Source organism: Cupriavidus sp. 10L43_2 (assembly GCF_056395265.1).
This window is the reverse complement of sequence record NZ_JBFTJE010000023.1, coordinates 1-12,507: the sequence shown is the minus strand read 5'-3', so window position 1 is coordinate 12,507 and position 12,507 is coordinate 1. Positions and strand designations below refer to the sequence as shown.

Genomic DNA, 12,507 nt, shown 5'->3' with positions numbered 1-12,507 from the left:
GGGACAATGGCGGATTGCCTTCGGCCCACCTGTCACCCATCCGTCGCCCGATGCCCAACGCCTTCGTCCCACTCGACGCCGCCGCCACGGCGGCCCGCCTGCCGTATCCCGAACTGGCCCAGGCCATCGCCGCCATGCTCGCTGAACTGCGGGATGGCAGCGCGATGGCGCCGCCGCGCATCGCGCTGCCCGTGGGCGACGCCGCGAGCGGCGCCGGGACGCTGCTGGTCATGCCTGCGCGCAACCGCGACCTGGTGATGACCAAGAACATCACCGTCCATCCCGACAATCCCCGGCGCGGCCTGCCGACCATCCTCGGCGAAGTGCTGGTCGCCAATGCGCAAACGGGCGAGCGGATCGCCATGCTCGATGGCCCCACGGTCACGGGGCGACGCACGGCGGCGGTCACGCTGCTGGCGGCGCAGTCGTTCGCGCCCGAGTCCGATGGCGAGCTGCTGATCGTCGGCGCCGGCGTGCAGGCGCAGACCCACCTCGAGGCCTTCGTGGCCGGCCTGCCGGTACGGCGGGTCTGGCTGCAGTCGCGCACGCGCGACAAGGCCGAGGCGCTGGCCACCCAGGCGCGCGCCCTCGGCGTGGAAGCGAGGGTGATCGACGATGTGGCCGAGGCACTTCCACATGTGTCGATGGTCGTCACGGTGACGTCGAGCCGCACGGCGGTGCTCCCCGACCTCGACAGTGGGTTGTGGACAGATCGACACTTCGTCGCCGGCGTCGGCGCATTCCGCCCCGATATGTGCGAGCTGCCGCCCGTGCTCTGCCAGACCGCCTCCGCCCGAGGCCGGCTGCTGGCCGACACCCTGTTCGGCATCGAGGACGAGGCGGGCGACCTGCTCCAGGCTGGCATCGACTGGGCCACGGTCCAGCCATTCGAAACCGCCATTCTCGATGCCGACGCCCTGCGCGCCCGCACCGGCTGCCCGCTGGTCTTCAAGAGCGTGGGCTACGCGCTCTGGGACCTCGCTGCCTGCGTGCTGGCGAGCCGGAGTGACGCCGGCTGACCTTCGTCCTCAGCGGAAAAACCACGCTGCTCGAATGGATTCTCGTTTTGTGAACAGAACCGTTGCGCGAAAGCCGCGTTTTGGGGCGAATTCGACCTCGATTTGTGTGAGGTTCTTGGGTTAACCCTGCCTTTAGGGCAATTCTTCTACCTCCCGGTATCACGTTTGAAACAGCTTGCCGTCCGTGAGACGGATAATGCGTGCCAGCAGTGAGTTGAGACAGAACGAGGATGAGGAGTAAGACGAATCATGAAGAACACCTATAAGAAGATGCTCGTGGCCGCCGCCGCAATGACGCTGGCGGGCGTGGCACAAGCACAATCCGCGGGCAGCAATATCGTCAGCCTGGGCTGGTTCCGGGTGATGCCGCAGGGCCACTCGGAATTCCTGACGATCGACTCGGTCGCGGGCCGTCCCACCGGTGGCCTGCAGCGCCAGAACACGGGCGCCACGATCGACTCGGCCGACACGGTCGGCCTGGCGTTCAGCCACTTCTTCACGGACAACATCTCCACGGAATTCGTGGCCGGCATTCCGCCGGAGCACGACGTGAGCGGTGACCGTGGCTACGAGAAGTACGGCAAGCTCGGCAAGGTGCGCCAGTGGAGCCCGGCCATCGTCGCCAAGTGGCACTTCTTCGACGCCAAGACGAAGTTCCGCCCGTACGTGGGCATCGGCGTGAACTACACGTGGTTCACGGGCGAAACGGTCACCAACCAGACCTTCGTGCAGAGCGAATTCGGCCCGGGCTCGACCATGACCGCCTCGGCCAAGCCGTCGTGGAACCCGGTGTTCAACGTCGGCGCCAACTATGCCGTGACCGACAACTGGTTCGTCGGCCTGTCGGTGTCCTACGTGCCGATCTCGACCACCGCCAACTTCACCACCACGCTGGCCAACGGCGCGCAGGTGCAGTCGCACACCAAGATCAAGATCGACCCGATCGTTACCTTCCTGAATGTGGGGTATCGGTTCTGATCGATTGATCCGGCTTGACGCGGGCACCTCCGGGTGCCTGCGGTTGGGCGGTGGGCGCCCATTGACGCCCCTGCTCGGACGTTTCTCAATTTCCGCAGTCGCCGCAAACCTCGCGGCCGCAAACTCCGCTGCCAATTTCGGAGTTCTGCGATTGTAGTGTCCCGCTCCCCGCTTCTAGTATGCCGTTTCCTATCGGCTTACTGCTCTGCGGCTCATGCTCATCAGTCCTCCGTTTCTCCCTAGCCCCATTGGCCCTAACCCGACCGACGCACGCGCGGACGTCATGGATCTCGCGGACGAGGGGGAGCAGTTCGATCCTACTTATCCCATCGGCGTCGATCGTCGCTGGCACGGCGGATGCCACATCGCGTCCCGGAGCCAGAATGAGGCCGTTCGCGCGGTTGCCGATGGTGAAGTGGTGGCCTATCGCGTCTGCCAGCATCTGGATGGACCCGACGGGGCGGTCAAAGACAGCGATCTCGGCTTCGTGCTCTTACGGCACGAGACGGAGACCGGTGAAAACTGCAAGCTGCGGTTCTATTCGCTCTATATGCACCTGCGCCATCTTGGTGGCTACGGGGGCAATTGCAACCCGAAGGACTTGCCGGAGTGGCTACGCATGCCGAGCGGTATCGAGTCCGGTGACGGAAAAAAGGTCTCCCGCAAGGATGTTCTCGGTTGGATCGGACAGTGCAATGGGCGCATGTATCTGCACTTCGAGATATTCATGACCCGGGCGGATTTCGAGGCGTACTTCAGTGGCACGCAGCTGGGACGAGCCAATCCGTCAACGCCTGCATCGACGGATTATTGGGGCGATAGCTATTACGTGATTCCGGCCGGACTGCCAATCCTGGCACAGCCATCCGGCACGGTTAAGGACAAACTGAATGGCATCGAGTTTCCGCCCCTGAAGGGCACCACAGCGACCGCTCGGAAACTCTATATCGAGGTGAAGTTCCGGAGCGGGCAGAAACTGACACGCGTATGGCGCGATGACGGGGAGGGGCAACGCACGCTGTTGACAGCGACGCCGATCCTCGAGGCGGATTACGAATACAGCATGTACGCGCGTGCTTGTGCCCTGTACCCGGCCTGTCCCAGTGATGGCTATGAGCTCTTGCGCTTCGGGCGCATTCTCAGCCGGCCCGAAACGTTGCCGGCCGGAAATCGGGCGACATGGTTCCGCGTGGCATTCGATCAGGACAAGCAGGGGTATGTCGACATCCACAACGCAGGCATCCAGAAACTGTCCGACGCGGACTTCCCGAGTTTCATGGGTTGGGAAAAGGTTAGCGAAGGCGCGGGGCCTTTCGCGCGGGACGGACTGTGCGATATCGATTTGCTCAAGAATCTACTGAAGGACAAGAATCCCGGCCATAACCCGTACGCCGGCAGCTCCGCAAACAAGGCAATGCGCTACTACGTGCAAATGGGAGAGGGCGTCAGGGAAAAGCTGCGAGGCATGGTGTGCGAGATGCCGTCGGAGTGGGATGGGTCGAACAAAGAGGCTCGATACCAGAAGCTGAAGGAACCCGGAGAGGGCGACCTTGCGGGATTTCAACGGTTCATGGCGTTCGTCGGCAAGGCCCAGTTCTGGGACAAGACCGGGCTGCCGTCCACCACCACAGAGAAGCTGTGGTTCTTTCATCCATTGGCGTTTATTCGGCATTTCAGGAAGTGTGGATGGCTCAGTGAGCATGAGTTCGAACAGATTTTTCCGACTACCTACACCCAAAAGAGCGGGGGGAAAGTGACGTCTGCTGCGAATGCGCTACCCGCAAAGCTCCGGGAAAAATATCGCCCGATTCTGAATCGCTTCATTCGAAAGCACCTGCTTGCGCAAAGCTCGAAGCGTATTGCTCATTTCCTTGGCCAAGGGGCCGAGGAGTCAAGGACGCTTACCTGGATGGATGAAAGGCGAAGCGAATCATCGTGCAATACGTTGTATGGGGGAAAGCTGGGGAATGACTTACCCGGTGACGGCTATAGATTCCGGGGAAGGGGGATGAAGCAGCTCACGGGAAAATATAACTATGCCGAGTTTTGGGTGTACAAGGGGTGGATATTTCGGACCAGTTTTAGCCAAAGTTGGTGGTCAAGACCCAAATCTGTGCGCCCTGCAATAGCCGAGCCGGACCGCCTGATCCATGACGACGCGCTCACGATCGAGACAGCGGCCTGGTATTGGGAAGCCACACCGAATTCGGGTGGGCCACATCTCCGAAGCACAATCAACGCTACGGTCGATGCAGCACCTGTCGATGAAAAATCGGTAAGGACGGTTACCGTGACAATTAACGGAGGTCATAACGGACTTGAGAATCGCATCCACCACACGATGCGCATATATCTCATCGTTGGAGATGGTCCGAAATGAGAGGTATGGTGATTCTTGTCTTGGCGATTATGGCCCCTGCCAGCCACGTCGCGAGCGCCCCTCGATTCAGTACGAACGCCTACGGGTCAGGTCACTATCAAGACGCTTCTTGCAGCACGTCACATCGCGAGGGAGGGCAAATCCAAATAGATGCCATTGATCTTCCTCGCCGTAGCTCTCCACATATCGTTGATACATTCACCGTGTGCAATGCCAACCTCGATCGGTGCGCCGCGACGAAGGAGGAGGGCGTTCCCTACTGGCACGATGCGGATGGGCACCTCGTGATTTCTCACTTCACCGAGACAATCTCGAAGACGAAATATCGAGGACGCACGCTACTGGAGAGCTTTCCTATCTGTGGATGGACGGACGGCAGGGGAGCAGAATCCCAATACGGCGGACAATGCTATGTTGCTGTTGCATCCAATGGAAAATACACTGTCTCGATCAATACTTTACTTGGTGAAAATATTGGAAAGAAGAATCGGACCAAATACCACCGCGAAGTCGTGAAGGCGAGAAACGCACTCGTCAACGCCCTCAGTTCAGCCCGTATGATGAGTGGGCCGGATGACTGTCCAAAGGCTGCGATTCGCCGCCCTTGAGACTTGGCGCCCGATCGTTACCTTCCTGAATGTGGGGTATCGGTTCTGATCGGTTTGATCCGGACGTGATGTGACAAGAAGGGCACCCTAGGGTGCCCTTTTTCATGGTGGGGTTCGCGCGATGCCGTCAGGAACTGAACCTGAACAAGAGCCGTGAACCGAGGGTGCCGTCAGGATTGAGGGTCCGCCATTTCCCCTCATGCAGGACCAGAGGGCGACGGCCAAACGTTCGGAATCTACTGAAACTTGCGCCCTGGACATCCTGTGCGGCGGCATTGACCAGGCGATATTCCAGCGGTCCACCGCGACGCCGCCTCAAGACCAGAGAGCCGTCTTCATAACGAAAAACGATGGTGCCGTCGATATTCGCGGCGGTCGGAAGCAGCAGACCTTCGGGACCGGCAAGTTCCTTGCGGTATATCCGACTCTTTTCCGCCGTGTCGGTGAATGCGAAGCTGGAGTATTCCTTGAAATACTCAGCCGGACATTTGCCGAAAACGTCGAGCGGCATGGGTGTGCGGAGCAGCGGCCGGAAACCCATGCTGTAGAGCATGCAGGTTTTGGCCTGCAGATCCGTTGTTTTCCACAGCATCAGACCGGGGCGCAGGGAAACGAAGAAGTCGTGCAGGACCTCGATCCTGTCAAACGGCGGGACATCGACGGGCTCGCCGGACAAGGTGAAGAGCTGCATGCGCACCTGCGTTGCCAGCAGGTAGGCCGGGACAGGGGGCGCCACGGCGGGGCTGGGGTGCCTTGCCTGAATGATCTCGACGGCCTTCCAATTAGGCCGCAGTATCTCGCGCCGCGTCGACGGGTCCCTGACACCGTAAGAGCCTGATCTGGCCCTGACCACTGCCACGCGTCCTTCCCACTCTTGCATCGAGGAATAGGGGAGGTTTGGGGCCGACACATAGCGTGTCGGCAATTCATCAGGCTCCTGCGGAGAGGCGGTGGCCCCGTTGGACAGCGTAAAAGTGCCGATGAGAACGAGCAGGCATCGCAACGGTTTCATATCGATGGATCGCGGTCGAGGAAGCTTGGACCGCGGAATCTATATGACGGGTTGCGCTCCGGCTATGGCCATACGCTGAAATTGCGATGATTCAGGCGCAACACAAAATGGCGCCAGATTCACTCCGCCCTCACCGGATACCCCGCCCCCTCGATCGCCTGCCGCAGCGCCTGTCGATCCGCGCCCGATTCCACCTTCACCGCCTGCGTCGGCACATCGGCCGTGACGCGTGCCGCAGGATCAACGGCCTGCACGGCCTGGGTGATGGCGCGGACGCAATGGTTGCAGGACATGCCTTCGACTTGGAACTGGATCATCTTGGAACTCCGGGATTAATGACGATAGCCTGCAGTGTGAACCTTCCCACCATGGGAAGCGCAAGCGCTTTCCGCGTCGCGCAAAGACCTTGACCTTCCAATCATGGTAGGGTTCACAGTGCAGTCATCGCTATCGATGGCTCCCGTGGAGTTTTCCTGTCATGTCCAGTACCCCCGCCCTGATCGCCGCCGAAGGGCCGCGCGACACCATCGACCTGAACATCGCCGACATGACCTGCGCGTCATGCGTGGGCCGGGTGGAGCGTGCGTTGCGCGCGGTGCCCGGCGTCGAGGATGCCCAGGTCAACCTTGCCACCGAGCGCGCCGCCGTCACCGTGCAGCGTGGCGCCGTGGATGCGGCGGCGCTGGCCGATGCCGTCACGCGCGCCGGCTATGCGGCCACGCCGGTTCCGGCGGACGAGGCATCGGTGTCGGCGGAGGCGGGGCATGCCGATTTCTGGTCCGGCCCGTGGCCCGTGGCGATCTCCGCCGCGCTGTCCGTGCCGCTGGTGGCGCCGATGGTGCTCGAGTGGTTCGGCATCCACGCGATGCTGCCCGGGTGGGTCCAGTGGCTGCTGGCTACGCCGGTGCAGTTCGTGTTCGGCTGGCGCTTCTACAAGGCCGGCTGGAAGGCCGTGCGCGCCGGGGCCGGCAATATGGACCTGCTCGTGGCGCTCGGCACGTCCGCCGCGTATGGGCTGTCACTGTGGCAGATGGCGATGGCGCACGACGTCATGCCGCACCTCTACTTCGAGAGCGCCGCCGTGGTCATCACGCTGGTGCGGCTCGGCAAGTGGCTGGAGACGCGCGCCAAGCGTCAGACCGCCGCCGCCATCCGCGCGCTGGCCGCGCTGCGGCCGGATACCGCACAGGTGCGTCGGCACGGCGTGGAAGCCACCGTGCCGCTGGCCGCCGTGCGCGTGGGCGACGAAGTCATCGTGCGTCCCGGCGAACGTATTCCGGTGGATGCCGAGGTGATCGAAGGCAGCAGCCATGTCGATGAATCGATGCTGACCGGCGAGTCCGTGCCGGTGCCGAAGCGCGCCGGGGATCGCCTCACCGGTGGCGCGATCAATGCCGAAGGGCTGCTGGTGGCGCGCACCGTGGCGGTGGGCGCGGAGACCGTGCTGGCGCGCATCATCCGCATGGTGGAGCACGCGCAGGCCGCGAAGGCGCCGATCCAGCGGCTGGTGGATCAGGTCAGCGCGGTGTTTGTGCCGGTGGTGCTGGCGCTGGCGGCGGCCACGCTGCTCGGCTGGGGGCTGGTGGGCGGCGACTGGACCGCCGCGATGCTCAACGCGGTGGCCGTGCTCGTCATCGCCTGCCCGTGCGCGCTGGGGCTGGCCACGCCGACCGCGATCATGGCCGGCACGGGCGCCGGCGCGCGCGCGGGCATCCTGATCAAGGATGCGGAGGCGTTGGAGGTGGCGCATCGCGTGTCGGTGGTCGCCTTCGACAAGACTGGCACGCTCACCGTCGGCAAGCCCGATGTGGTGGCGCTGATCGCCACCGATGGGGACGAAGCCGCGCTGCTGGCGCGCCTGGCGGCGCTGCAGTCCGGCAGCGAGCATCCGCTGGCCCGTGCCGTGCTGGCGGCTGCCGCCGCGCGTGGTATCGCGCCCCTGCCGGCGAGCGAGGTGCGTGCGCTGCCGGGGCGTGGCATCGCCGGGGTGGTCGATGGCCAGCCGCTGCAACTGGGCAGCGAGGCGTTGCGCGCCAGCCTGCACGCCGACGCCGGTCCGCTCCAGGCCGAAGCCGAGCGGCTGCGCGCCGAGGGCCGCACGATGTCCTGGCTGATGGCGGACGGACGCGTGGCGGGTCTCGTCGCGTTCGGCGATGCCGTGAAGCCGGGCGCCGCACCGGCCATCGCGCGGCTCCGCGCGGCGGGCATCCGCACCGTGATGTTGACCGGCGACAACCCCGGCGCCGCCGCGCAGGTCGCCCGCGCGCTCGGTCTGGACGAGTTCCAGGCCGAGGTGCTGCCCGAGGACAAGGCCGCGCGCGTGACCGCGCTCAAGCGCGACGGCGCCGCCGTGGTGGCGATGGTCGGCGACGGCATCAACGACGCCCCCGCGCTGGCCGCCGCCGATGTGGGCATCGCCATGTCCACCGGCACCGATGTGGCGATGCACGCCGCCGGCATCACGCTGATGCGCGGCGACCCCGCGCTGGTGGCCGATGCGCTCGCCGTGTCGCACCGCACCGTGCGCAAGATTCGGCAGAATTTGTTCTGGGCGTTCATCTACAACGTGATCGGCATTCCGCTGGCCGCCGCCGGCTTGCTGAACCCGGTGGTCGCGGGCGCGGCCATGGCGTTTTCGAGCGTGAGCGTGGTCGGCAATGCGCTCTTGCTGCGCCGCTGGCATCCGGCGGGTGCTGGGGCGGCGAGTGCCCGATCGACTGATGAGGAATCACGATGAATATCGGAGAAGCCGCAGCGGCCTCTGGCGTCACGGCCAAGATGATCCGCCACTATGAATCGATCGGCCTGGTGGACACGCCGCCGCGTTCCGAGGGCGGCTACCGGCGCTACGACGACCGCGCGGTGCACACCTTGCGCTTCGTGCGGCGGGCCCGTAATCTGGGATTCTCGCTCGACGAGATTCGCGGGCTGCTGTCGCTCTGGCACGACCGCGCGCGGGCCAGCGCGGACGTCAAGGCGCTGACCCTGAAGCACGTGGCGGATCTCGAAGTGCGCATTGCCGAACTGGCTGCGATGCGAGACACGCTGCGTGCGCTGGCCGAGTCATGCAGCGGCGACGATCGCCCCGACTGCCCGATCCTGGCGGACATGGCGAGCGCCGCCGGCGAGGATTCCAAGGATTGTGCGAGCTGTCACCGCTGACCGCGCGCCGCAAGCATTCCCACAAGAAGAAGCAGGCGTACCAATCAGGAGACAAGCGATGGACGAACCTCTCATCGGCACGGACGACGTGGGCGGCGTGGACGAACGGCCCGGCACCGAAGCCGCCGCCCGCCCCAGCATCGCCCCAGCCGAGACCCGCCAGCGCATGCGCGACGGCACCGAGCTGCTGGTGCGCACCTGGCTGCCCGATCCGAACCGCTACCCCGAGCCGCTCGGCACGCTGCTGTTGGTACACGGGCTGGCCGAGCACAGCGGGCGCTACCCGCATGTGGCGGCGCTGCTGTGCGGGCTCGGCCTGCGCGTGCGCGCCTATGATCATCGCGGCCATGGCGCCAGCGGCGGCCCGCGCATGGCCGTGCCGCACGCGGACATCTATGTGGATGACCTCGCCGAGATCCACGACGCCACCGTGCGCCAGTGGAACGAATTGCCGATCGTGCTCGGCCACAGCATGGGCGGGCTCGTGGCGGCGCGGCTGGCCACGGCACGCGTGCGGCCGATTCGCGCGTTGATCCTGTCCTCGCCGGCACTGGCGCTGCGCATCTCCAGCGGCATGATGACCGTGCAACGGCTGCTGCTGGCGCTGGCGCCACAACTGCGCGTGCCGAATCCGATCGACGCGCGGCAGCTGTCGCACGACCCCGAGGTGGCGCGCGCCTATCGCACCGATCCATTGGTGCAGGGCACCATCAGCGCCGGCGTGCTGGAGACGTTCCTCCACGGCATGGCCCAGGCGCAGGCCGACGCGCCCCGGCTCGAGGCGCCCACGCTGATGCTGGTGGGCGGCGCGGACCGGATCGTCGATGYCGCCGGCAGCCGGACCTTCCACGACAACGCGCCCGAGGACCTGCGCGAGATGGTCTGGTTCGACAACGGTTATCACGAGATCTTCAACGAGGCCGAGCCGCTGCGCAGCGAGGTGTTCGCGGCGCTCTCCGGCTGGCTGCGGGCGCATCTGGGGGCGGCACCCGTGGCGGGGACGGGTGCGGGGGCTCAGGCAAAGCCCTGACGGCGGCAGGGTCCGAGTCGTGCGATGATCCGTGGCATTCCGATAATAAAACCGATGTGCCGGGGCGCATTGAAGGACTAGCCAGGGACTATGGAGACGTACGACTACATCATCGTGGGCGCCGGTTCGGCCGGCTGCGTGCTGGCCAACCGCCTGACGCAGGACACCGACGTCAACGTGCTGCTGCTGGAGGCGGGCGGCAAGGACGACTATCACTGGGTTCATATTCCGGTGGGCTACCTGTACTGCATCGGCAACCCGCGCACGGACTGGATGTACCGCACCGTGGCGGAGCCGGGGCTCAATGGCCGCTCGCTCGGCTACCCGCGCGGGCGCGTGCTCGGCGGCAGCTCGTCCATCAACGGCATGATCTATATGCGCGGCCAGCGCGAGGACTATGACGAGTGGGCGCGCATCGCCGGCGACGACGGCTGGCGCTGGGACAACGTCCTGCCGCTGTTCCGGCGCAGCGAAGACCACTATCGCGGCGCCAACGCCTTCCACGGCGCGGGCGGCGAATGGCGCGTGGAGGCCCAGCGGCTGCGCTGGGACATCCTCGAGCGCTTTATCGACGCGGCCGAGCAGGCCGGCATCCCCCGTACCGACGACTTCAACCGTGGCGACAACTTCGGCGTCGGCTATTTCGAGGTCAACCAGCGGCGCGGCATTCGCTGGAACACGGCCAAGGCCTTCCTGCGACGCGCCTCGGACCGGCCCAACCTGACCATCGTCACCGGGGCGCAGGTCAGCGCGCTGACCTTCGACGGCCCCGACGGGCGCCGCTGCACCGGCGTGCAGTTCGTCGGCGGCGGGGAGAACCGCGAGGCACGCGTCACCGAGGAAGTGATCCTGGCCTCGGGTGCGATCAATTCGCCCCAGCTGCTGGAGCTGTCCGGCATCGGCCAGCCGGAGCGGCTGCAGTCGCTCGGTATCCGCGTGCGGCAGGCGCTGCCGGGCGTGGGCGAGAACCTGCAGGATCACCTGCAGCTGCGCGCGGTGATGAAGGTGGATGGCGTGCGCACGCTGAACACGCGCGTGGCGCGCTGGTGGGGCAAGCTCGGCATCGGCCTCCAGTACGCGTTCAACCAGAGCGGGCCGATGAGCATGGCGCCGTCGCAACTCGGCGCGTTCGCGCGCAGCGACCCCAGCTACACACGGCCGAACCTCGAATACCACGTGCAGCCGCTGTCGCTCGACAAGTTCGGCGATCCGCTCCACGCCTTCAACGCCTTCACGGCCAGCGTGTGCAACCTGCGGCCCAGCTCGCGCGGCAGCGTACATATAGAAGACGCCGATTTCCGGCGCGCACCGGCCATCGCCCCCAACTACCTCGCCACCGAGGAGGACCGCAAGGTGGCGGCCGATTCGCTGCGCCTGACGCGCCGCATCGTCGCCTCCCCGGCGCTGGCGCCGTACAAGCCCCAGGAATGGCTGCCCGGCGCCGCTTTCGAGACGGACGAGCAGCTGGCCGAGGCTGCTGGCGCCATCGGCACGACCATTTTCCACCCGGTGGGCACCTGTCGCATGGGCACCGCCGACGATCCGGACGCCGTGGTGGACAACCGCCTGCGCGTGCGGGGCATCGCCGGCCTGCGCGTGGTGGATGCGTCCGTCATGCCGCTGATCACGTCGGGGAATACCAACTCGCCGACGATCATGATCGCCGAGCGCGCCAGCGACATGATCCGCGAGGATCGCAAGCTGCGCGCCAGTGGCGCCGCCGTGGTGCAGGTGCTTGCTGACACGCCTTCGGGTATTCCCGTGGCGTGATGTGCCGGGTCGGCGGCGGGAGCCCCCAACCCGCCGCCAACCCGCGCCAGCGTTGACCAGACAAGGCGAAACATGACGACTCCTGCATGTCTTATGCCTAGTGCAAACCCCGATGTTTTGCGACGCAGCAGACGCACACAATAGTCGCCGGTATACGGTGCTCCCGCCTGCACTTCAGGGCGGTTGAGCCACCCGGATATCGCGGCAGCCGCGCCGCTTCCAGACACCTATAACGCGGCAAACATGGCGACAAAGCCGGAGTTCGAACCATTGTCAGTGCCGGGCACAACCCGGTATCGCAGCAAGAGGGCGGGCAGGAGACTATGACTCAGGAAATCATCCTGGAAACAAAGAACCTCACGAAGGAATTCAAGGGGTTCACGGCGGTTAGCGACGTCAACCTGCAGGTGCGACGCGGCTCGATCCACGCATTGATCGGCCCCAACGGCGCGGGCAAGACGACCTGCTTCAACCTGCTCACCAAGTTCCTGGAGCCGACCACCGGCACCATCCTTTTCAACGGCATCGACATCACCCGCGAGAAACCG

At 65.1% G+C, this 12,507-nt stretch carries 11 protein-coding genes; 9 read left to right on the top strand and 2 right to left on the bottom strand.

Annotation, left to right across the window (positions count from 1 at the left end; genetic code table 11):
• Positions 1-50: 50 nt before the first annotated feature.
• The 4 genes from AC1DEL_RS24785 (at position 51) to AC1DEL_RS24770 (ending at position 4,985) form a co-directional block, all read left to right on the top strand.
• A complete protein-coding gene (locus tag AC1DEL_RS24785) occupies positions 51-1,019 on the top strand; it encodes a delta(1)-pyrroline-2-carboxylate reductase family protein (RefSeq protein WP_477126350.1) in 969 nt (322 codons plus the stop codon).
• 249 nt (positions 1,020-1,268) lie between these two features.
• Complete coding sequence (locus AC1DEL_RS24780; protein WP_092290929.1) at positions 1,269-1,997, top strand: OmpW/AlkL family protein; 729 nt, start codon at positions 1,269-1,271, stop codon at positions 1,995-1,997.
• Positions 1,998-2,280: 283 nt separating this feature from the next.
• Entirely contained in the window at positions 2,281-4,377 is a 2,097-nt protein-coding gene (locus tag AC1DEL_RS24775) for a M23 family metallopeptidase (RefSeq protein ID WP_144202736.1), read from the top strand.
• Between the two features lie 5 nt (positions 4,378-4,382).
• Positions 4,383-4,985: a hypothetical protein gene (locus AC1DEL_RS24770; RefSeq protein ID WP_144202738.1), complete on the top strand. Its 603-nt coding sequence runs from the start codon at positions 4,383-4,385 to the stop codon at positions 4,983-4,985.
• Between the two features lie 127 nt (positions 4,986-5,112).
• Here AC1DEL_RS24770 and AC1DEL_RS24765 read toward each other — a convergent pair whose 3' ends face one another.
• Positions 5,113-5,997 carry a hypothetical protein gene (locus AC1DEL_RS24765; protein ID WP_144202740.1) on the bottom strand — a complete coding sequence of 295 codons (885 nt, stop codon included), beginning with the start codon at positions 5,995-5,997 and terminating at the stop codon, positions 5,113-5,115.
• Between the two features lie 119 nt (positions 5,998-6,116).
• The gene (locus AC1DEL_RS24760) at positions 6,117-6,314 is read right to left on the bottom strand and encodes a heavy-metal-associated domain-containing protein (protein ID WP_144202742.1); all 198 of its coding nucleotides are present in this window, start codon (positions 6,312-6,314) and stop codon (positions 6,117-6,119) included.
• A 161-nt stretch (positions 6,315-6,475) separates the two neighbouring features.
• Here AC1DEL_RS24760 and AC1DEL_RS24755 point away from each other — a divergent pair, with 161 nt between their 5' ends.
• From AC1DEL_RS24755 to AC1DEL_RS24735, 5 genes are all read left to right on the top strand, one after another.
• A complete protein-coding gene (locus tag AC1DEL_RS24755) occupies positions 6,476-8,734 on the top strand; it encodes a heavy metal translocating P-type ATPase (protein ID WP_477126349.1) in 2,259 nt (752 codons plus the stop codon).
• A complete protein-coding gene (cueR, locus tag AC1DEL_RS24750; protein ID WP_477108900.1) occupies positions 8,731-9,159 on the top strand; it encodes a Cu(I)-responsive transcriptional regulator in 429 nt (142 codons plus the stop codon). The genes AC1DEL_RS24755 and cueR overlap by 4 nt, the downstream gene beginning before the upstream one ends.
• 166 nt (positions 9,160-9,325) lie before the next feature.
• Positions 9,326-10,189: a lysophospholipase gene (locus AC1DEL_RS24745; RefSeq protein WP_477159210.1), complete on the top strand. Its 864-nt coding sequence runs from the start codon at positions 9,326-9,328 to the stop codon at positions 10,187-10,189.
• Between the two features lie 90 nt (positions 10,190-10,279).
• Entirely contained in the window at positions 10,280-11,959 is a 1,680-nt protein-coding gene (locus AC1DEL_RS24740) for a GMC family oxidoreductase (protein WP_477126348.1), read from the top strand.
• A gap of 323 nt (positions 11,960-12,282) precedes the next feature.
• Positions 12,283-12,507, top strand: a 225-nt coding sequence (locus tag AC1DEL_RS24735) for an ATP-binding cassette domain-containing protein (protein ID WP_477106200.1), incomplete at its 3' end; no start/stop codon positions are given.

Excerpts from the sequence above, each read along its gene's own strand:
- AC1DEL_RS24785 (WP_477126350.1), top strand. The coding sequence starts at position 51 with ATGCCCAACGCCTTCGTCCCACTCGACGCCGCCGCCACGGCGGCCCGC.
- AC1DEL_RS24780 (WP_092290929.1), top strand. The coding sequence starts at position 1,269 with ATGAAGAACACCTATAAGAAGATGCTCGTGGCCGCCGCCGCAATGACG.
- AC1DEL_RS24775 (WP_144202736.1), top strand. The coding sequence starts at position 2,281 with ATGGATCTCGCGGACGAGGGGGAGCAGTTCGATCCTACTTATCCCATC.
- AC1DEL_RS24770 (WP_144202738.1), top strand. The coding sequence starts at position 4,383 with ATGGTGATTCTTGTCTTGGCGATTATGGCCCCTGCCAGCCACGTCGCG.
- AC1DEL_RS24765 (WP_144202740.1), bottom strand. The coding sequence starts at position 5,997 with ATGAAACCGTTGCGATGCCTGCTCGTTCTCATCGGCACTTTTACGCTG.
- AC1DEL_RS24760 (WP_144202742.1), bottom strand. The coding sequence starts at position 6,314 with ATGATCCAGTTCCAAGTCGAAGGCATGTCCTGCAACCATTGCGTCCGC.
- AC1DEL_RS24755 (WP_477126349.1), top strand. The coding sequence starts at position 6,476 with ATGTCCAGTACCCCCGCCCTGATCGCCGCCGAAGGGCCGCGCGACACC.
- cueR (WP_477108900.1), top strand. The coding sequence starts at position 8,731 with ATGAATATCGGAGAAGCCGCAGCGGCCTCTGGCGTCACGGCCAAGATG.
- AC1DEL_RS24740 (WP_477126348.1), top strand. The coding sequence starts at position 10,280 with ATGGAGACGTACGACTACATCATCGTGGGCGCCGGTTCGGCCGGCTGC.